Below are 18786 nucleotides of genomic sequence, written 5' to 3'. Positions count from 1 at the left end.
TTTCCTGCAATAATCCGTGAAGGATTAACCCAGCAGAGAGGTCACCATGCTGGACATGCTGTTGGAGGTTTTCAGCATGGACATACTGGTCTGTACCAGCAGCTGGTTACGGGTCATGGTAGACGCTTCGGTCGCGTAGTCAGCATCCTGGATGTTGCTCAGCGCCAGGTCGGTGTTGTCCTTCATGTTCGCCAGGTTAGCCGCAGTGTGGCCCAGACGGTTGATGTTCGCACCCAGAGCGGAACGCATGGAACCGACGTTAGCGATAGCCGCTTCCAGACCAGAGATGGTTGCCTGGGACTTATCGAAATCACTTACGTCGATTGACAGACCGCCAGATACGTCGATTTTAGCCAGCTGGCCGGAAACGTCGACCGCCAGTTTCTCATCGGTGGAAGAACCGATCTGGAAGTTCATGGTGTCAGCCAGTTTGCCGCTTGCACCAAACAGGTTGTCACCCGCATATTTGGTGTTGTTCATAATGTTATTGAGTTCGCTTTTCAGCTCGGTCATTTCCGCACCGATCGCCGTACGATCGTCAGCGCTGTTGGTGTCGTTCGCTGCCTGGGTTGCCAGGTCTTTCATGCGGTACATAATGTTGCTTACTTCATCAAACGCGCCTTCCGCAGTCTGCAGCATCGCAGTCGCGTCAGAGATGTTACGCTGTGCAACGGTCATACCGTTGGTCTGGCCCTGCAGACGGGTAGCAATCTGCAGACCAGCCGCATCGTCAGCCGCGGAGTTAATGCGTTTACCGGTGCCCAGACGTTCCATCGCGGTGGACAGCAGGTTGTTGGATTTGTTCAGAGCATTGGTGGATGCCATGGAAGAAGCGCTAGTAAAGATAGAAAGAGACATAATGATTCCTTTTTTCGTCCTGGTGATTCAGATGTTGTAATAACTCAAGACGACACGGCGGGAACAAAGATTAAATCGACAAATATCAATCGCTCACATTTTCACCAAAACAAATCATAACCAATTGATTTCATAGACATTAAAAAATCCACAAAATGAGATAACTCTTCCATTCATCCCTTATCTGTTGCGCAACTACCAGACTAAACCCCTATTCAAGTTCGTTTTTTGCGCACCTGTAGCCTATTTTTGGAAATATCCCAATTTTATTTTCAGCCCTGACTTTTCTTTACACTCACCATATTTAATTAGTAACATTAATTCCTGGCATATTATATCTAAACCATCATTCGTATTTCCGCCATATAAAAACAAATCTGGTTTAAAGCGACACAATAAAATAAAAAATTAAATCCATTTTTTCTCCTTCCACCTCACATCCCGCAAATAATACTCACCAGCATTTAGATCACACCAATAACACATTTAATTCACCAAGAGATCACTTAATTAACATAAGTTTTATTTAACGATGGATGTTAACTTTCAGCAAAATCAGCCCCCTTTTAGCCGCCACTATTGCTAAAAAGCCTGTTGCGCATCACACTTTTATCGCGTAAAAAGGGCGCAGGAAAAAATGATTCCTTCCTGTTGAGGTGTATTACAGACAAAAACGTTTCCGTTGTTTCAACAAACTCACGCCTCTCACAGAAGAACATAACGTCCGCTTTTTAATTTCCCGCAGGCACGCGGCATTCATTAAGAATTCTAAATGGAGTTATCAACTCAATCAGATAATCGCTGAGATTTTCGGGTATCCGCGCGGTTGTCACGATATTACTGGGGTGGTTGAATCCATAACGCATAAATGAATAAACGCTATTGCTCCGTAAACAACTGGCTGGTTGACGTCACCTCAGGATCCATTCTCCATCTCACCACCGGGGAACGAAAACGCCTCGGGGAGTATCAGCTCAAGCTGCTGGATATCCTGGTGCAGGACGCGGGAAAAATCTTCACCCGCGAAGAGTTGACTAACCTGGTGTGGGAACGCCGGGTGATCGGCAATAACAGCCTGCCAAACGCTATCCACGCGCTGCGTACCGCGCTGGAAGATGATGGCAAAAACCAGAGAATTATTAAAACCATCCCGCGCAAAGGCTATCTGCTGGAGGCCGAATACTGCTGCGTGGTGGAAAAAGATGAGGATGAGGTCAGCGACCCGGAAGAAGATCGTGACGTCCAGGAGGACTATCTGCTCTCACAGCAGCCAGAGCCTGACGCCATCGCTGAAGTGGCCGAAAAAGCGGCCGATATTCAACCCGTAGCGGAAGCTGCGGTGGTCGCCGCGCCAAAACAGCGCCGATCGAGCATGCTCGCGTTTATGCTGGTCATCTTATTGACCGCCACCGCCACTGCAGGTGTCTGCTGGTATTTATTCGGCGGGCGCGCAGAGCATCTGGTGGCGCGTGAGGTCCAGCCCGGCGTCTACAGCAATATCCGCCTCTACACGGTAGAAGCGATGGGGGATCCGGCGTATATGTCCGCCAATCTTTACGGCAAGTTAAAAGACTCGCTGTATGCGCTGAACCAGCAGATCAAAATGCAATCTGCCACGATGAACGTGTACTTCCACACCAACAACTCGTCGTTGAACTACAGCTTTATGCTGAGCAACCAGTGCGACAAGAAGCAGCTGGCGATGGCAATTTACCACTGGCGTACCGATACGGTGCAGCTGAATAACGTAATCCTGCGAGAGACCCGGAGAAAGCTCAATGAACTGGCGACATGCAAAGCCAATTAATCTGCTGATCGCGCTGGTCGTCATACTGGCGCTGTTGGGCGGGCTGCTGGCGGCGAAGCTGATGCCGTCAGCGTCGGCATTGCCAACTGGCCCGGTGACGGGCGGCTTTCAGATGGGTTTTTACGATCTGATGTCGCAGCGTAAAGAGATTTACAACGTCAACCTGCACACCGTGCGCAACGTTCTGATGGCAAACATCACCAACCCTGACGACAACCGCTTTGTGCTGAAAGGGAAGTTTACCCCTACGCAGAAAAAGCAGGGACGGATTTACTTTAACCTGACGCCCATCTACTACAGCTCAGAGCAAAGAGGGTTGATGATTGAAGGGCTTGTGGATCAGTTGATGTACTCCAACTACTGGATGGAGCCAATCTCATTGAGCAACCAATCGCTGGTTGTCGGGCAGAATGGTTCGATTTTCCTGTATCCAATGCCGAAATAGCGCCATCTGCCTGATGGCGCTGCGCTTATCAGGCCTACAATCGTAATGAACGTAGGCCTTTGCATTCATTAGCCCAGCAGGTTTTTCACCGTGCTCGGATGCACATTGGCCTGGGTCCCCAGCGCCTGTGAGAGCGCGCTATAGCTGCTGCCGCTGCGTGCCAGCGCTTCGCTCAAACCGCGCGAAGTCTCCAGCGCCTGCTGTGGACTATAGACTGTCGCCATATCGTTGATACGCGAACTGACTCGCTCCTGCTGCTGACGCAGCCTGCTGCGCTGGCTGGTGATGTGATCGAGAGTGGTTTGCAGCTTCATCTGCCCTTCTCGTTCCCGACGCGTCGACAGCGCCAGCACTTCATCACTGCTGGCGCTTTCCGCCTGCGGTGCCAGTAGCGTGAAAGCGTCAGCGGGGTAATGCTGACCTTCACCGCGTACGGTAAGCTGTTGGCTCACACGATCCCAGCGGCTTTCGTCGACGCTAAAGATCAGCTTTCCACCGCCCGCCTGCGCGGCGTGAATCCCTAAACGCCCTAAGCCGACGTTCAGCTTGAGCAGCGTCTGACGCGGCGTCGCCTCTTCCGGTAACACCACGGCCGCCATCTCGCGCTGACGACCGCCGAGCGAGAAGACCAGCGTTTCGCCTCCCGGATGGCTCAGCAATTTCTCGCTGCCCGGCAGGGTAAAATTCACCGTACTTTTTTGTTCCAGCGACGCCGTCAGATGACGATCGACCGTCCCGCCGGAGAGCTGCGTGCGGCGCGCGAGATGCTTTTGCAGCGCCTGAGTTTGGGCGCTGGCATCACCGCCGCGAGTGGCGGACTGACGCAGCTGCAACAGCTGCGTTTCCGTCTTCGCCAGGTAGCTGTCGGCCTGCTGCACCGCGGTCAGCTGCTGATTGAGCTGCACGTTATAGCGCATCGGGCGCCGCGAAAGCAGCGCCGCTTCCGGAAACGCGCTGCGGTTGGTGACCGTATCAGGGGCGTTAACGCGCCCCACGGTCTGAGGAGCGCCAATGGTACCGCGCCCGGCGTTTGCCGGGGCGGAGGTGGTCAGAGAGCCTGTTTTTAAACCAACTTGCATAACCAATTACAACATACTGAAGAGATTGAGCTGACTGACCATACTGTAGGCCTTATTGGTGATCTGCATTGAGGTCATGTACAGCTGTAAATTGATGGTGGTGGTCGCGGAGTCTGCCGAGTTGAGGTCGGTTTCGACCAGCGAGTTCGACAGGCTCACGTCAGTGTGCGCATCGTCAATCAGCGTCAGGCGGTTCTGACGGCCACCGAGATCGGTAAACAGTGCGCCCAGGCTATCACTGGTGGTCTGGGTCATGTCGATCATCGCGGAGATGTCGTCCTGATAATCCGCATAGCTCAGATTCGGATCCTGCATCTTCTCGCTGAGTTCTTTCAGCTTGTTCAGCATATCAAGATCGTTGCCCGAACCAGAGAACGCCTGCGCGACATTGGTGTTTTCGGTAATCGACACGCCGTTGGCTACGATGGTTTCACGCGAGTTATCGTTACCGCCATACACGTACTGACCGTCCACCAGCTCGACCGCTTTGGTGTTAGTCTTAGTGCCAGAGAACAGATAGCTGCCGCTCTCGTTCTTACTGTTCATCGAGGCGACCAGCGAGTCCAGCATCGACCCCAGTTCCGCGCCGTAGCTCGCCAAATCTTTCTGGCTCAGGGTGCTGTTGTTGGCCAGCTTAAGCTTATCGCTCACCGCCAGCACCTGGTTGCTCATCGCCGTAATATGCGATTCCTGCACCGACAGCTTACCGCTCAGGCTGGTGATGTTGCTTTGGTACTGTTTAATTGCCGACTGTTCACGGTTCAGCTGTACCAGGCGGCTGGCCGTTACCGGATCGTCCGACGGCACGTTAACACGCTTTTGCGTCGACAGCTGTTCCATCAGCTTGGAAACGCGGCTGCTGTTGGCGCCAAGCTGCGCCAGCATCGCGTTTGAGTTATGAAGACCACTAATACGCATAGCTTAATACTCCTGATGACGCTTAAAAAATGCCCAGCAAATCGCTGAAGACCTGGTTTCCAGCAGCAATCACTTTCATGTTCGCCTGATAGGACTGCATGTAAATTTGCAGGTTAATCGCCTCTTCGTCCTGGTTAACCGCGCTCAGGTTATCCCGCTGCTCTTGCGCCTGCTCGCTGACGGACACCGCCGCGTCCATTTCGGTTTTACTCTGTTTACTGGCAATACCAATCGTGGAGATAATCGCCGCCGCGCCTTCGTTGAGGCTCATGTTGCCGAGGCCAGGGATATTGGTTTTCTGGTTTTTCAGCTCGATCAGCAGGTTCAGGTTATCGCCGTTGCCCGGTTCGTCGGGATCGCTGGACAGGGCCAGCTCTTCCGGCTCGAGATCGTTAACCTGCAATATGCCCGCCGGGTTGGACGGATCGAAGGTGAACAGCGGTTTTCCCGCATCGCCGTTCAGGTCATAGCCTTTCGCCAGCTGATCGTTGAACATGTCCGCCACCGCCTGCGCCATGCCCTGAATAGCGTCGCCCATCTGCTTGAGCGTCCCCACTTCATAATCGTACAGCGCGCCCAGCTGACCGCCGGCGGACGGGTTGAGCGAAAACTCACTGGTGGAGAACTTCAGTGTTAACGTCGAGTTGCCGTTGCCGTCCGTACCCACGCTCAGCTGCCCGGCGGTTTTACCGCTGACTAGCGGCTGGCCGTTGCTCAGCGAAACGGTATAGCCGCTGCTGTCATCGCTAACCTTGACCTCCGCCAGCGAACTGAGCTGCTTTACCAGCTCGTCGCGCGCGTCGCGGAGCGTGCTGCTGTTGCCACCGGTGGCGTCCATCTCAACAATTTTCTTGTTGTAGTCGGCAATGCCGCCGCTCAGGGTGTTGATCTGATCAACCATCGCCCCGCGCTGAGTCGTAATGGACTCTTTCTGGCTGGTGACAAAGTTGTTCATGCTATTGAAGCGGGTAGCCAGCGTGTTGGCCTGGTTCAGCAACTGCTGACGCCGCGCCTGCGATTCTGGCTCCTGGGTCAGCTCGCTCAGGGCGCTGACAAAATCATCAAGCCCGGTACCGATGCTGGTTGAGTCGGTGCCGATCACCTTCTCCAGTGCGCTGATGTACTGGTTGCCCATGCTGTAGTAGTTGGACTTGGTGTTGGTCTGCCACACCTGATTCACCAGATACTGACTGGAGATACGGCGGATGCTATCCACCTGCACGCCGCTGCCCGGCGTAATCCCGGCTTCGCCCATCGGGCCGATAGCGCTCTGGATGATCCCCTGACGGCTGTAGCCGGAGGTCAGGTAGTTGGCCGTATTCATCGACGTGACATTCATGCCCAGCTGGGCTGCCTGCAGACCACTGAAGGCGATATTAATCATACTCATGGCTTACTCCTGCCCTTCGGGTTACGGGAACGACGGGCGTTTTAAGTTCTTGCGGTTGTCCATGTAAAGCGGCCGCTTCCGCCCCATTCTTAAGCGATGCCGTCGTCTGAGGCGACAGCTGGTTGATGATCATCTGCGCGATGCCGGTGCTGCGCTGTGAAGCCAGCTCGGACGCCATCTTGTCATCATAAAAATCACGCATCATTCGCTGCTGCTTGCTGTTGAACGGGTTATCTTCCCCCAGCACATCCGACGCTTTGCGCATCTGCGACAGCATCGATTTCAGCATCAGCGCTTCAAACTGCTCGGCAGCCTGTTCCAGATTCTGCGGCTTGACCTGCCCGGTCATATCGCCGGGCAGAATCGCGGTTTGTCGGTTAATCGCATCCAGCATTACATCACCACCAGTTCAGCATCCAGCGCGCCTGCTTCGTGCAGCGCCTGAAGAATGGCCATGGTATCGTCCGGCGCGGCGCCCAGACTGTTCAGGGTGTTCACGATGCTGCGCAGGCTGGTGCCCGCGGCGATCGTCACCATCTGGCCGCGACCGCGGTTCACGCTGACGTCGCTCTCCGGCGTCACTACCGTCTGGCCGCGACCAAAGGCGTTTGGCTGGCTGACGTTGGACGACTCGCGGATAGTCACGGTCAGATTGCCGTGGGAGACCGCCGCGGCGCGCACAATCACGCCGTCGCCAATCACTACGGTGCCGGTGCGCGCGTTAAACACCACGCGCGGCGGCTGCTTGCCGGCGTTAATCTGCACGTCTTCCAGCGCCGACATAAAGGCCACGCGCGCGCCGGCGCCCATTGGCGCACGCACCGCCACGTTGGTGGCGCTCTGCGCAGTCGCCGTCCCCGCGCCAAAAGCGTTGTTCAGCGCCACGGCGACGGTGTTGGCGGTTTTAAAGCTTGGCCGTTTGAGGTTAAGCATCACCATCGGTTCCTGCTGGAAGTCGCTGGCGATCTCGCGTTCAACGGAGCCGCCGTTCGGCACACGACCCACGGTCGGCGTGTTGATGGTCACGCTTGAGCCGCTGTTGCCTTCGGCCTTAACGCCGCCAACCACTACGTTGCCCTGCGCCAGCGCATAGACTTCACCGTCAGCACCGCGCAGCTGGGTCAGCAGCAGCGTGCCGCCACGCAGGCTTTTGGCATCGCCAATGGACGAAACGGTGACATCAATGCTCTGACCCAGCGAGTAGCCCGGCGGCAGCGTGGCGCTGATCGCCACCGCCGCCACGTTTTTAACCTTCGGGTCGATTTTGGCCGGCAGCTGCACGCCAAACTGGCGCAGCATATTGGTGACCGATTGGCTGGTGAACTTCACCTGGTTTTTATCGCCGGTGCCGTCAAGGCCGACCACCAGGCTGTAGCCAATCAGTTGGTTACCACGCACCCCCTGAATATCCACCACGTCACGCAGCGGCTGGGCCACGGCAGACACGCTGAAGAGGCACAGGAAAAACAGTATCCGTTTAAGCATCATGGCCTCCATCACATCGGGAACAGCGGGTGGTTAAAGAAGCGAACCAGCCAGCCCGCGGCGTTCGAATCGCTGAGCGCGCCGCGCCCGGCGTAAGAGATGCGGGCGTTGGCAATACGCTGTGACGATACGGAGTTATCGCGCTCGATATCATCGGCACGCACCAGCCCGGTCACGCGCATATACTCATCGCCCTGGTTGAGGGTGAGCCATTTCTCGCCGCGAATCGCCAGCACGCCGTTGGGCAGCACCTTAAATACCGCGACGGTGATTGCCCCGCGCAGGCTGTTTTGCTGTTGCGACGTGGCGCTGCCGTTAAAGTTACGGCTGCCGTCAACCGAGCCGGACAGCTTATCGACCGAGTGGCCAAAGGCTTCGGGGATGCCCAGCGAGACATCGTTCTTCTTGCCGAAATTGGTCCGCGCCTGCTTGCTGGCCTGCGTGGATTCATCCAGCTTAACGGTCAGAATATCGCCCACGCGGTAGGCGCGACGGTCCTGAATCAGCGACCAGTTATAGCCGCTGTTGTACACTCCACCGCCGCGTACCGGGGTTTCCGGCATGGCGAAATCTTCCGGCGGCGCATACGCCGCGTCGTCTTTTTGCACCAGCAGCGCCGGGCTTTCACAGCCCGACAGCATCAGCGCCAGCAAAACGACTGCTACCTGCTTTTTCATCTCTTTCACTTCACTGCCCTACCGTTACATCGACTGCGTGACAAACTTCAGCATGTCGTCGGCGGCAGAGACCATTTTGGCGTTCATTTCATAGGCGCGCTGAACGGTGATCATATCGACCATCTCCTCAACGACCTGTACGTTAGAGCCTTCGAGCGACCCTTGTTCCAGCTGGCCAAACGCCTCTTCACCCGGTACGCCTTCTACCGCCTGGCCGCTGGCCGCGGTTTCGAGGTACAGGTTGCCGCCGATGGCTTCCAGACCGGCCGGATTGACGAAGTTCACCAGCGTCAACTGACCCAGCTCAACCGGATCGGCCTCGCCCGCCACGGTGGCGGTAATCGTGCCGTCTTTACCAATCTGCAGGTCTTTGACGTTGTCCGGCAGCTCAATCTGCGGGATCAGCGGCAGGCCCTGGGCATTGGTCAGCACGCCTTCCGGCGTTTTCTGCAGGTTGCCGGCACGGGTGTAGGCGATATCGCCATTGGCGGTTTCGACCTGGAAGAAACCCTGGCCGGAGATCGCCACATCAAGGCTCTGCCCGGTGTTTTGAATGCTGCCGACGGTGAACTCTTTCTGCGTTCCAACGACCTTAACGCCGGTCCCGTACTGGATGCCGGTCGGAGATACGTTGTTCTGATCCAGCTGGCCGCCCGGCGTGCGCTGATTCTGATAGAACAGATCGGCAAACATCGCGCGGTCGCGTTTAAAACTGGTGGTGTTAACGTTCGCCAGGTTGTTCGAAATGGTGGTCATGCGGGCGTCTTGCGCCGCTAACCCCGTTTTGCTGATCCATAAAGCAGGATTCATTGGTATTCCTTAATCGTATTCTTAAGTGCCGCGAATCAGGCGGTTGCCTGCGGTGGCGAGATCTTCTGCGGCTTTCATCATCTTGATCTGCGCTTCAAACTGACGGTTGAGCGCAATACTGGAGACCATTTCGCCGATGGCCGACACGTTGGCCGCTTCCAGATGCCCGGCGGCCACCGTCACGTCTTCATCGCGTGGGGTAAACGCTGCGTTGCTTACCAGGAAACCCGCGTCGTTTTTGCTCAGCGCACTGGCAGGAATGTTCACCAGTTTCACGCGGTCGATATCCATCGGCGCGGCAATGTCGCCGTCATCCGGCACGATGGTGATCACCCCATCTTCAGCGATGGAGACCGACGAGTACGGCGGCAGCACGATAGGGCCGTTATCGCCTTCCAGCGGCAGCCCGTTGATCGACAGCTCCCCTTCGGCATTGATATCAATCTGGCCGTTGCGGGTATAGACCTCACGGTTGCCGCTGCGCAGCGCAATCAACCCATCGCCTTTTACGGCGATGTCCAGATCGCGGCCGGTTTCCCGTACCGCGCCTGGCGCTAAATCGACGCCGCCCTGAGTGGGCTGCGCCAGGTAGCGGGTGGCATAGCCCTCGCCGCTCACCTGTTGTGTCAACGCGTTGTCGAGATCGCTGCGGAAACCCTGAGTGTTGACGTTGGCCAGGTTGTTCGCGTGGATCTCCTGCTGCGACAGGCTGCGCGACGCGCCGCTCACCGCGGTGAAAAGTAAGCGATCCATCGATTACACCGCCTGGAACAGCGCGCTCATCATGCTGTCGTTGGTGCTGATGACTTTGGTGTTCGCCTGGTAGTTACGCTGCGCGGTCATCAGGCCCACCAGCTCGGAGGTCAGATCGACGTTGGACGACTCCAGCGCACCGGAAACGATAGAACCCAGCAGGCCGGAACCCGGCGTACCGGTCAGCGGCGCGCCGGAGCTGGCGGTTTGCGCCCAGGTGGTGCCGTCCTGCGACTGCAGACCGTTCGGGTTGGTGAAGTTCGCCAGTACCAGCTGGCCCTGCAGCAGGCGTTCACCGTTGGAGAAGGTGGCGTACACGCTGCCGTCTTCATCGATCGCCTGGCCGGTACGTTCACCGGAGGCATAGCCGTCGCCTTTGTTTTTGCTGACGGAGAAATCGGAGCCGTACTGGGAGGTGCCGTTGTAGCTCATGTCGATAGTGATGGATTCAGCGCCCGCGATGTCGGCAGTCAGCGGAACGGAACCACTTGGATTGGTGAGGATGCCCTGGCTATTGAAGGTCAGGTTCTGCACCTGATCGACGCCGCCATTGGTCACCGGCTTATCGTCCATGTAGTAATGCACTTCCCACTCATTTTCACCGGTCTTCACAAAATACTGGTTCAGCGTGTGTTCGCGGCCCAGAGAGTCATAAACCTGAGTCGTGTAGGAGTTGTTGTAAGAGGTGTTGTCTTTCGGGTCGAACGGCGAGGTCGCCGGGACTTCCGCGCGCGCATCCAGGTTCGCGGTAAAGTCGATGCTTTCGGTCGCTTTCGCCGGAATAGAACCGCTGCTGATGGTCAGGTTGCTGATGGTCCCCACCTGTAGCGTACCATTGGCATCAACCGGATACCCTTGCAGGTACATACCCAGATTGTTCACCAGATTGCCGTGGCTATCGGTGCCGAAGTAGCCCGCACGGGTATAGGCGGTGGTGCCGGCGCTATCGCGAACCATAAAGAAACCGTTGCCGTTAATCGCCAGATCCAGCGCGGTGCCGGTGGAAGAGATGCTTCCCCCTTTGGTAATGCTCTGGGTTACCGCTGAAACGCCGACGCCCAGCGGCTGGCTTTCCGCATACAGCGCGGAGAACTCAGCGCGGCCAGACTTGAAGCCCACGGTGCCGGAGTTGGCAATGTTGTTCGAGATAGCGTTCAGCTGTTCGGTAACGGCATTCAGACCGGAAGTTGCAATACTAAAGCTCATAATCGTTCCTGTTTAATTAACTGCCTGATTCACTTCAGGCTTTGTTCTTAGAGGTGTTACCAAACTGGGTAATATTGTTGTAGGCGATTTCACCCAGACCGTTGATGTTCAGTACGGTCGAGCTGCCGTCGAGCGGGATACGCACGTTGTTCACCACGCCGCCGATTTCAACCGGCACGTTCTCTTCGCCGGTATCGGTCACCACGCTCAGGGTATATTTCCCTTCGCTCAGGCCGAGTTCTTCCGGATCGATGTTGAAATCCACCTGTCCGGCTTCCTGTTTGCCCAGCTCGATTTTGTGCTCGACGCCAGCGGAATCTTTGACAATCACCGTCACCACGTTGGCCGCGTGCTCCAGCGTCAGACGACCATCGAGCACGGTTTCACCGTCGCTCTCGATCGAACTGGTCTGTACCATCACATGCTGCCCGACCAGGTTGCCAGTGGTGAGGGTTTGCAGGTTGTCCATCAGCACAGAGCTGTTGGCCATCAGCTGCGACATGGTTTCCATCGACTGCACCTGGGTCAGCTGCGCCAGCTGGCTGACGTACTCGGTCCCGTCGGTCGGGTTGAGCGGATCCTGGTTCTGGATCTGCGCCACCAACAGCTGCATAAACATGGTGTTCATGCCGGAGGCGGTGCTGTTGCTGGTAATACCATCCGTGGAGCTGGAAGCCCGGCTATTGGCGTAAGAGTTATCAACGTTCATGCTTATACTTCCCCAAGTCGCAGCAGGCTTTGCTGCATGCTTTTTACGCTGTTAAGTACGTCGACGTTGGTTTCAAACCCACGTGACGCTGACATCATGTCCGCCATCTCTTCCACCACGTTGACGTCCGGGTAGTAGACGTAGCCGTCGTCGCTTGCCATCGGGTTGTGCGGCTCATAGCGCTGCACCGCGTTGCCGGTTTCAATGACGTCCATCACCTGCACGCGCGCGCCGGTGAGCGCGCGGCTGTGCATCAACTCATCGTTTTGATAAACCGCAGCAAACACCGGACGACGCGCTTTATAGGTGCCGTCTTCGGTGGCGGAGGCGGTTTCCGCGTTGGCGAGGTTACTGGCGATGGTGTTAAGACGAACGGTTTGCGCCGTCATCGCCGACCCCGAAACGCGATAGATATCCGAAAAAGCCATATTGCGTGGTTACCTGCGTTGGATTACTTGCCTTCAATGGCCTGCTTGAGACCAGTGAACTTCATGTTTAAAAAGGCCAGGCTCATTTGGTAGTCCTGGGTGTTTTTCGCAAACTCGGCCTGCTCAACGTTCAACGAGACGGTGTTGCCGTCTGAAGAGGGTTGATAGGGCACGCGATACATCTCCTGCGCTGACGTCTGCGTGGAAAAACTCGACCGTGAGCGTTGCATCTCGGAGGCAAAATCAATATCTTTAGCCTGGAAGTTGGGGGTATCAACGTTTGCCAGATTGGCTGAAAGCAGCTCTGCTCGGGAAAGTCGAAGTGCTACAGCCTGTGGATGAACGCCCAATGCTTTGTCAAAAGTAATACTCACAATTCACACCCTCGTGATGCTAAAACCTGCATGATCTGCTCACTCGTATAGCAATATTCATGCCAAGGTTTTAATTACATGATTTATAATGTTTTTGTTCATTTTTTTCGCGTCAGTGTGAAACGGGATTTCCGCTTCCTCACCGGTCTTTTCCTGCTCGCTATCTCCGCCGCGATTCCCGCGTCCGCCGCTGAACGCCCGACCAGCGCCCGTAAGCAAATCTATGTCGCCGTCCAGCTCCACGCGGCTGATATTGTTCGCCAGGAAGCGAAACGCCGCCGGTGGCCGGAATATCAGGCGAAAATGAACCTGTTTATTCCCTCCGAAGCCTCGCAGTACGCGACCTGCAGCCAGGAACCTGCCGTGTCGATCCCCGGCGGCGACCGTCTCGATCTCAACCGTCTGCGTTTTGATGTGCGCTGTGCGGATGCCAACGGCTGGGATATCGCGGTCACCGTCAAACCGGATATCTATCTGCCAGTCGTCGTGGCCGACAGCACCCTCGAACGCGGCCAGCAGATTTCCGCCGACAACCTCACCATTAAAAAACTCAACATCAGCAACACGCGTGGCGACTACCTGACCGATCCGGCAGAGGTTATCGGCCTGACCGTGAAGCGCCGCGTGCGCGACCGCCAGCCGATTACACTCAACCAACTAGAGTCACCGCTGCTGGTTGAACGTGGCCAGCGAGTGCTGATGGTGGCTGAACAAAATGGCGTCGAGGCCCGTACCATGGGCGAAGCCATGAAAAAGGGGCGTAAGGGCGAGATTATTAAGGTGAAAAACGAGAGTAGCGGTCGCGTGGTCAGCGCCATTGTCGCCGACATCGGCGTGGTAAACATGGTGTACGCCAGCGGGAATTAAAAAACTTCCCGCAACGTTTAAGTTATCTTCCTTAACTGCCGCTCTTTACTGACAACGGCACAGGAAGTCCGACTTCCGCAGGGCAAGGTTCATACGCCACCACCATAAACAATGAGAACGAGGGCGCAGCGATGAAAGTAACCGCACCACAGTACAACCTGACCACCGCAATCAATAAAGCCAGCAGCGCGGAGCAGACCCGCACCGTGGCTCAGGAAGGCACCAGCGTGACGCGCAGCGCCGCGATTGATCCGGTTCTTGGCGATGCGCAAACGCAGCTGAGCACGCTGCCAGAAGTCGACATGGCGCGCGTCGCCGAAATGAAAGAAGCCATCAGCAGCGGCAAAATCAGCGTCAATATTGATTCGCTGACCGATGCGATGCAGAAGTATTTCCAGAGGTAATTTATGACTAACGCAGCCCAACGCGTTAAAGCACTGATTCAGGACATGACCGAAGACCGTAAACGCTATCATGCCCTGACCACACTACTTGAAAAGCAGCGCCACCACATTGTTGCCCGAGACGCCGCGTCGCTCGACGTCATCAACGAGCAGATTATGGCGCTGTACCAGCAGCTGTCGCAAAGCAGCCAGCAGCGCTACCAGATTCTCGGCCAGTTAGGGATTGACCCGAGCACCGAAGGCCTGAAAACGCTGATCGCCCGCCTACCTGCCGCCCATCAGCCTTCTGTTTCCGCCCTCTGGCAAAGTCTTCAGCAGCAGGCTGCTGATTGCCGGATCGCCAACGACTACAACGGGGCGTTGATGAGTATGCAGCAAGATATTCTGGGTAATTTGCTGAATACCAGTGAGCCGGAGAATTGGTTGTATCAGCAGGGGTAGGGTTAACAAACATTTCATCCTGGCAAATAACTTGCCAGGTATAATATTTTCATGATTAACTCCAAGCTTCACCATTATGTATAATACCCCATAGCGGTGCAATGCCATGTTCAAATTGGTATATTAATGACAATATTAACTTTATGTTATAATTGGCAACTTCATTATGCTGAGTAATCATTTTTGATTTACTTAAAATGAAATTAAAGTTCTTATAATCTTTAAACCCATCTAAATTTGGGAGTATTTCAACCGGATACTGATGGTCGTCAGGGGATGAAAATAAGTATATATTCCCATCCTTTTTTTGGCACTGCGAATTATTCCAGACAATTTATTGTTAAGAATGTCAATGTGTTCATTACGGAATTCCCCCATCATGACTTTACCAATATCCTCCCAATAACCCCCTCACAAACATAGCTCCCAATGTTAAATTGGGGCACTATAGAAATAATATTATTAATATTATGCTTAATGCCGTAATACATCGCCATACTACCGCCTTTTGAAGCACCAATAATCGACGAGCTTGTGCATTTAAGAAAATCTATCACCCCTAAAATCAGACTACTAACGTTCTCCTCAATATCAAAGGACATATTATTACAAAGATAGTAAGCAGGTAACTTATCAAAATCATCTTTAATCCATAAAATATGAGAATCGCAATGTAATAATACATTTTCAAAGTCATAGACTGTCGGATCCGGTACATTGAATCCCGACATAACGATTAATAAATGCTTACAATCCCGTTCTGCCGTTTTAAAGCGATAATGCACCGGAAAATTATCGTTTGGTAGAAAAATGCGATCATGAATCATGAAATTAACCTTTCAAGCCATCTTTTTTGATATCAATAACCACACCTGTGCTTTGCATTGCTAAAACAGCAAGACTTTTTGAGGCGACATCTCTTGGTGTCAATAGTGTATCAATTGGCTCCAGGCCAAAATTTGATTTCCGCATTGGAGTTGCGGTGCGCTCTGGATTTATACAATTGACACGTACACTCTCCTGAATCCATTCTTCCGATAATGCTTGCGTTAAATTCACGACAGCTGCTTTTGCTGAGGAATATAAAGCGTAAAAAGCTCTTCCACGCGTATATGAACTAGAAGCAAAATTAAGTAACATACCATTTTTACGAGCAAGCGTGTCTTTTGCCGCTATTGCGACATTAACAACACCGAGGTAATTAACATTAACTAATAGGGAAACTTCTTCCATTGTTAATTTATCAAGCGGTTTTTTAATGAGCACACCGGAAGTATTGATAACATAATCAATATCACCATGCTCATCTACGATATCTTTCAAATAACTTTTTACACAACTTAAGTTAGTCACATCAACATTATTATGAGAGCGACTTGCAATATAAACTTTAGCTCCATATAAAGTTGCGATGTTCATCATTTCTTGACCAATGCCACTCGAACCACCGAAGATCACAATATTCTTATGCCGTAAAAAACTGAGATCTGTCGGAGAACTGGCAGAGGACTGACTTCTTTCCTGTAATAATTTTTCTGCTAGAAACAAATCAATAGGGTGTGTGATTTTTATATTGTCTTCATGCCCATCAACAGTCATTACACGTATCGCAGGAAGCATTGCACGAAGCACGCTACAATCGCAGGTAAAATTAACTTTACCTGATATCATGGCTTTCTCATAAGCCTGACGTATCGTTGCCAGATGAAATGCCTGTGGTGTTTGCCCTCGACGCATTACGGAACGATTAGGAATGTTAGAAATGCAACCGTCATCCTGTACTTCGACAAGAGTGTCGGCAGAATTAATAACCACATCAACAGCCTTAAAATTATTTAATGCCTGTATGCATTTCTGAATAATAGACTCATCAACCAACGGTCTAACTGCATCATGAAATAATACCTTACATTCCTCATCATAATCTATAATTGATTGCAAAGCAGAGTATGAAGAATAAAATCTTTCATTTCCCCCATGCACAACTTTGCTAACTTTCTGCCAATTGTTTTTCCGGACGTAATTCCAGATCAGTTCGCTATAGTCACTTTGTGAAACAACGATAATTTCATGAATATGTGACGATTTTTCAAAGCAATCAATCGTATATTCGATAATCGCTTTTCCAGCCAACTTAGAAAACTGTTTCGGTTGAATTTGACCGAAACGGGTACCGACACCACCAGAAAGAATTATGGCAATATTTTTCATTAAATGAGACCTTCCATTATTATAATCATCCTGAAACCACAATATTCATACACTTCCTTCACCACGTAATGAATTATGAATAATATTGGCAATTTTTTCTCCCGCTGTTGTATCATCAATACAAAGCTCTTCACGTAAAATAACCTCACGTGCTGATTTCATCGGATCCAGGTTATTGACCACATTATTTACAAAACGATGGATATCTTCTTCCTGCCATGCAACATCATAGTTTTTATATATAAAATCAGCCGTTTTATTCAAACCGTGACAATTTTCGTGAGTTAAATAAAGTATCGGTTTTTTCGACGGGAGATATTCAAGTAAAAAGGAACCCGCATCTGCAATAAGTGCATCCGATTTAGCAAACGATTCCTGATAAGTTGGGCTAAAGTCCCAAGTTACATTATTTCTGGTCGCAGAAATTCTGACCAATCGCTCGTAATTGTCGCGAGCAATCTGACTGGCTTCATGAATCCACTGTTTGAATAAAGGATGTGGTCGAATAATGAGATGAATATCATCCCGCATCATCAACTCAATAAAAACATTACAATAGATATTAAATGTAGTATACATTTTAACATCACCAGGCAGGACAAAATGAGTTGTCCACAGAAAAGTTTTCACCTGATTTTTTTCTCCCATGCGCGCAACTGACTGATAACGACTCTCGTAATAGTCAAATTTAGGGTGGCCTGTAACATAAACGTGTTTATTACCAGCCTGACATTGAACGGCGAACTCATCTTTATGGCGCTGAGAGCGAGCAAATACCCAAGTTGCAATATTTTGGCATAAGAGATTGTACTGATAGATCATACTTTCTTCGCCAATACCAGTATCTAGTGCATAGGGAATATAAGCAATTTTCACCCCACGCCGATAAAGATAATCACTTCGGAAGGCTTCAGGACGGGCTTCATCGTATGGATTCTGAAGAAAAACGACATCAGGTCTGCGGTTTTCTAATAAGTAATCTTCAAAACCAACATACTTTATACACCTATCTTTGAGTATCTTTCGTTGAATATCACCATTGATATCTGTCGCATGCCAATTAAGATAAGGAACAACAATTACCTGACAATCAAATGCTGGATTATTAAGCATAGCCTGAATGACTGACTCAAAATTAGTCCAACCCGATGGCCACTGGAAATAAAAATCAACTTTTATAGGCCCGGTCGTCGGGTTATTGAATTGTTCTGGAGTTGTTATCTGATGGAGCGGTTTATTAAACAGCGATTGATAATCAACCTCAACCTCTTCAATATCACTTTTATCAGGTAACTGGTAACCACTATTAGGAAATATACCTAACCATAAATCTTCTTGCATGCAGGAATGCCAGTTCACATCAAGAGCGTATTCTTGCTTACTTCCACCCTGTAGTAATGCGAAAACGCCTGAACGATAATTATGAATCAACTTGTCATAATAAGAAGCGTTGACAATATAAGCACATGCACACCAGGCTTTATCCACTCTAACAAGATAATCTACACTCTTTAATGGTGTCACCTGTTGATAATTAGCAGCTAAAAAAGCCACATGCCAACTAATATTATTAAGTGTTTTAAAATAACGATTCACATTTTCGAAATTTTCCTCCGTCTCAGAGAAGGAGAAGTCATCTTCAAGAATTAGCACTCTTTGCCATTTGTTTTGCTGTGCCATTTCTAAAGCGGCAATGTGCGAAAGTGAGCAACCAATATATCCAGGGCTATGCTCAACCGCATCTAATCGGAAAACCTTATCCTTAGGCACACCTATTTTTTTGAGATGTTTTACAATTCGTACCCGACGATCTTTCCGCCTGTCTAGATTGATAAAAATAACTTTATCAATGATATTCCAATCAATAGTGGTCATAGTATTTTATGAAAAATAATAATCAAAAAAACAGGATGAAAAAATACCG

At 51.9% G+C, this 18786-nt stretch carries 21 protein-coding genes; 5 read left to right on the top strand and 16 right to left on the bottom strand.

Features of this window, described 5'->3' with window-relative positions; all coding sequences use genetic code 11:
* Positions 1-24: 24 nt before the first annotated feature.
* Positions 25-858 (bottom strand): flagellin, encoded by an 834-nt coding sequence (locus tag K7B04_RS05805; RefSeq protein ID WP_223803667.1) that lies wholly within the window; start codon positions 856-858, stop codon positions 25-27.
* Positions 859-1726: 868 nt separating this feature from the next.
* Between K7B04_RS05805 and K7B04_RS05800 the strand changes: the two genes are divergently transcribed.
* Positions 1727-2665, top strand: coding sequence for a transcriptional regulator (locus tag K7B04_RS05800; protein ID WP_223803666.1), 939 nt, complete (start codon positions 1727-1729; stop codon positions 2663-2665).
* Entirely contained in the window at positions 2637-3110 is a 474-nt protein-coding gene (locus K7B04_RS05795; protein ID WP_223803665.1) for a hypothetical protein, read from the top strand. Before K7B04_RS05800 ends, K7B04_RS05795 begins: the two co-directional genes overlap by 29 nt.
* Positions 3111-3178: 68 nt before the next feature.
* On the opposite strand, the gene K7B04_RS05790 is transcribed toward K7B04_RS05795, so the two are convergent.
* The 12 genes from K7B04_RS05790 to flgB are packed head-to-tail and all read right to left on the bottom strand — an operon-like array spanning position 3179 to position 12939.
* Positions 3179-4189 carry a hypothetical protein gene (locus tag K7B04_RS05790; RefSeq protein ID WP_223803664.1) on the bottom strand — a complete coding sequence of 337 codons (1011 nt, stop codon included), beginning with the start codon at positions 4187-4189 and terminating at the stop codon, positions 3179-3181.
* Between the two features lie 6 nt (positions 4190-4195).
* Positions 4196-5107 (bottom strand): flagellar hook-associated protein FlgL, encoded by a 912-nt coding sequence (flgL, locus tag K7B04_RS05785; protein ID WP_167574759.1) that lies wholly within the window; start codon positions 5105-5107, stop codon positions 4196-4198.
* 22 nt (positions 5108-5129) lie between these two features.
* A complete protein-coding gene (gene flgK / locus K7B04_RS05780; protein ID WP_223803663.1) occupies positions 5130-6497 on the bottom strand; it encodes a flagellar hook-associated protein FlgK in 1368 nt (455 codons plus the stop codon).
* The gene (locus K7B04_RS05775; protein ID WP_167574757.1) at positions 6484-6891 is read right to left on the bottom strand and encodes a rod-binding protein; all 408 of its coding nucleotides are present in this window, start codon (positions 6889-6891) and stop codon (positions 6484-6486) included. The genes flgK and K7B04_RS05775 overlap by 14 nt, the downstream gene beginning before the upstream one ends.
* Complete coding sequence (locus K7B04_RS05770) at positions 6891-7985, bottom strand: flagellar basal body P-ring protein FlgI (protein WP_191091016.1); 1095 nt, start codon at positions 7983-7985, stop codon at positions 6891-6893. Before K7B04_RS05770 ends, K7B04_RS05775 begins: the two co-directional genes overlap by 1 nt.
* Positions 7986-7993: 8 nt before the next feature.
* Positions 7994-8659 (bottom strand): flagellar basal body L-ring protein FlgH, encoded by a 666-nt coding sequence (gene flgH / locus K7B04_RS05765; protein ID WP_167574756.1) that lies wholly within the window; start codon positions 8657-8659, stop codon positions 7994-7996.
* A 24-nt stretch (positions 8660-8683) separates the two neighbouring features.
* Positions 8684-9469 carry a flagellar basal-body rod protein FlgG gene (gene flgG / locus K7B04_RS05760; RefSeq protein ID WP_167574755.1) on the bottom strand — a complete coding sequence of 262 codons (786 nt, stop codon included), beginning with the start codon at positions 9467-9469 and terminating at the stop codon, positions 8684-8686.
* A 21-nt stretch (positions 9470-9490) separates the two neighbouring features.
* Complete coding sequence (locus K7B04_RS05755) at positions 9491-10222, bottom strand: flagellar basal body rod protein FlgF (RefSeq protein ID WP_167574754.1); 732 nt, start codon at positions 10220-10222, stop codon at positions 9491-9493.
* 3 nt (positions 10223-10225) lie between these two features.
* Entirely contained in the window at positions 10226-11428 is a 1203-nt protein-coding gene (gene flgE, locus K7B04_RS05750; protein WP_223803662.1) for a flagellar hook protein FlgE, read from the bottom strand.
* 34 nt (positions 11429-11462) lie between these two features.
* Positions 11463-12137: a flagellar hook assembly protein FlgD gene (gene flgD / locus K7B04_RS05745; protein WP_167574752.1), complete on the bottom strand. Its 675-nt coding sequence runs from the start codon at positions 12135-12137 to the stop codon at positions 11463-11465.
* Positions 12138-12139: 2 nt separating this feature from the next.
* Entirely contained in the window at positions 12140-12565 is a 426-nt protein-coding gene (gene flgC / locus K7B04_RS05740) for a flagellar basal body rod protein FlgC (protein ID WP_167574751.1), read from the bottom strand.
* A gap of 23 nt (positions 12566-12588) precedes the next feature.
* Positions 12589-12939, bottom strand: a complete 351-nt coding sequence (flgB, locus tag K7B04_RS05735) for a flagellar basal body rod protein FlgB (protein WP_167574750.1) — start codon at positions 12937-12939, stop codon at positions 12589-12591.
* 78 nt (positions 12940-13017) lie between these two features.
* Here flgB and flgA point away from each other — a divergent pair, with 78 nt between their 5' ends.
* Genes flgA through K7B04_RS05720 form a run of 3 tightly spaced genes read left to right on the top strand, consistent with a single transcriptional unit; the run spans position 13018 to position 14651 of the window.
* The gene (gene flgA, locus K7B04_RS05730; RefSeq protein WP_223803661.1) at positions 13018-13806 is read left to right on the top strand and encodes a flagellar basal body P-ring formation chaperone FlgA; all 789 of its coding nucleotides are present in this window, start codon (positions 13018-13020) and stop codon (positions 13804-13806) included.
* Between the two features lie 35 nt (positions 13807-13841).
* Positions 13842-14210 (top strand): flagellar biosynthesis anti-sigma factor FlgM, encoded by a 369-nt coding sequence (gene flgM, locus K7B04_RS05725; protein WP_317983360.1) that lies wholly within the window; start codon positions 13842-13844, stop codon positions 14208-14210.
* 3 nt (positions 14211-14213) lie between these two features.
* Positions 14214-14651: a flagellar protein FlgN gene (locus K7B04_RS05720; protein WP_223803660.1), complete on the top strand. Its 438-nt coding sequence runs from the start codon at positions 14214-14216 to the stop codon at positions 14649-14651.
* 377 nt (positions 14652-15028) lie between these two features.
* Here K7B04_RS05720 and K7B04_RS05715 read toward each other — a convergent pair whose 3' ends face one another.
* From K7B04_RS05715 to K7B04_RS05705, 3 genes are read right to left on the bottom strand one after another with little or no spacing between them, the layout of a single operon-like run.
* Complete coding sequence (locus K7B04_RS05715) at positions 15029-15478, bottom strand: hypothetical protein (protein WP_223803659.1); 450 nt, start codon at positions 15476-15478, stop codon at positions 15029-15031.
* A gap of 4 nt (positions 15479-15482) precedes the next feature.
* Positions 15483-16862, bottom strand: coding sequence for a bifunctional cytidylyltransferase/SDR family oxidoreductase (locus K7B04_RS05710; RefSeq protein ID WP_167574745.1), 1380 nt, complete (start codon positions 16860-16862; stop codon positions 15483-15485).
* A 45-nt stretch (positions 16863-16907) separates the two neighbouring features.
* A complete protein-coding gene (locus tag K7B04_RS05705; RefSeq protein WP_167574744.1) occupies positions 16908-18737 on the bottom strand; it encodes a glycosyltransferase family 25 protein in 1830 nt (609 codons plus the stop codon).
* Between the last annotated feature and the right edge of the window lie 49 nt (positions 18738-18786).

The sequence above is a fragment of the Kluyvera sp. CRP genome, from assembly GCF_019930565.1.
GTDB lineage: Bacteria > Pseudomonadota > Gammaproteobacteria > Enterobacterales > Enterobacteriaceae > Kluyvera > Kluyvera georgiana_A.
This window is presented reverse-complemented; position numbering and strand designations above follow the sequence as displayed.

What these genes read in the sequence shown, in the direction of transcription:
- K7B04_RS05805 (WP_223803667.1), bottom strand. Translation starts at nt 858, where the DNA reads ATGTCTCTTTCTATCTTTACTAGCGCTTCTTCCATGGCATCCACCAAT.
- K7B04_RS05800 (WP_223803666.1), top strand. Translation starts at nt 1,727, where the DNA reads ATGAATAAACGCTATTGCTCCGTAAACAACTGGCTGGTTGACGTCACC.
- K7B04_RS05795 (WP_223803665.1), top strand. Translation starts at nt 2,637, where the DNA reads ATGAACTGGCGACATGCAAAGCCAATTAATCTGCTGATCGCGCTGGTC.
- K7B04_RS05790 (WP_223803664.1), bottom strand. Translation starts at nt 4,189, where the DNA reads ATGCAAGTTGGTTTAAAAACAGGCTCTCTGACCACCTCCGCCCCGGCA.
- flgL (WP_167574759.1), bottom strand. Translation starts at nt 5,107, where the DNA reads ATGCGTATTAGTGGTCTTCATAACTCAAACGCGATGCTGGCGCAGCTT.
- flgK (WP_223803663.1), bottom strand. Translation starts at nt 6,497, where the DNA reads ATGAGTATGATTAATATCGCCTTCAGTGGTCTGCAGGCAGCCCAGCTG.
- K7B04_RS05775 (WP_167574757.1), bottom strand. Translation starts at nt 6,891, where the DNA reads ATGCTGGATGCGATTAACCGACAAACCGCGATTCTGCCCGGCGATATG.
- K7B04_RS05770 (WP_191091016.1), bottom strand. Translation starts at nt 7,985, where the DNA reads ATGATGCTTAAACGGATACTGTTTTTCCTGTGCCTCTTCAGCGTGTCT.
- flgH (WP_167574756.1), bottom strand. Translation starts at nt 8,659, where the DNA reads ATGAAAAAGCAGGTAGCAGTCGTTTTGCTGGCGCTGATGCTGTCGGGC.
- flgG (WP_167574755.1), bottom strand. Translation starts at nt 9,469, where the DNA reads ATGAATCCTGCTTTATGGATCAGCAAAACGGGGTTAGCGGCGCAAGAC.
- K7B04_RS05755 (WP_167574754.1), bottom strand. Translation starts at nt 10,222, where the DNA reads ATGGATCGCTTACTTTTCACCGCGGTGAGCGGCGCGTCGCGCAGCCTG.
- flgE (WP_223803662.1), bottom strand. Translation starts at nt 11,428, where the DNA reads ATGAGCTTTAGTATTGCAACTTCCGGTCTGAATGCCGTTACCGAACAG.
- flgD (WP_167574752.1), bottom strand. Translation starts at nt 12,137, where the DNA reads ATGAACGTTGATAACTCTTACGCCAATAGCCGGGCTTCCAGCTCCACG.
- flgC (WP_167574751.1), bottom strand. Translation starts at nt 12,565, where the DNA reads ATGGCTTTTTCGGATATCTATCGCGTTTCGGGGTCGGCGATGACGGCG.
- flgA (WP_223803661.1), top strand. Translation starts at nt 13,018, where the DNA reads ATGATTTATAATGTTTTTGTTCATTTTTTTCGCGTCAGTGTGAAACGG.
- K7B04_RS05720 (WP_223803660.1), top strand. Translation starts at nt 14,214, where the DNA reads ATGACTAACGCAGCCCAACGCGTTAAAGCACTGATTCAGGACATGACC.
- K7B04_RS05715 (WP_223803659.1), bottom strand. Translation starts at nt 15,478, where the DNA reads ATGATTCATGATCGCATTTTTCTACCAAACGATAATTTTCCGGTGCAT.
- K7B04_RS05710 (WP_167574745.1), bottom strand. Translation starts at nt 16,862, where the DNA reads ATGAAAAATATTGCCATAATTCTTTCTGGTGGTGTCGGTACCCGTTTC.
- K7B04_RS05705 (WP_167574744.1), bottom strand. Translation starts at nt 18,737, where the DNA reads ATGACCACTATTGATTGGAATATCATTGATAAAGTTATTTTTATCAAT.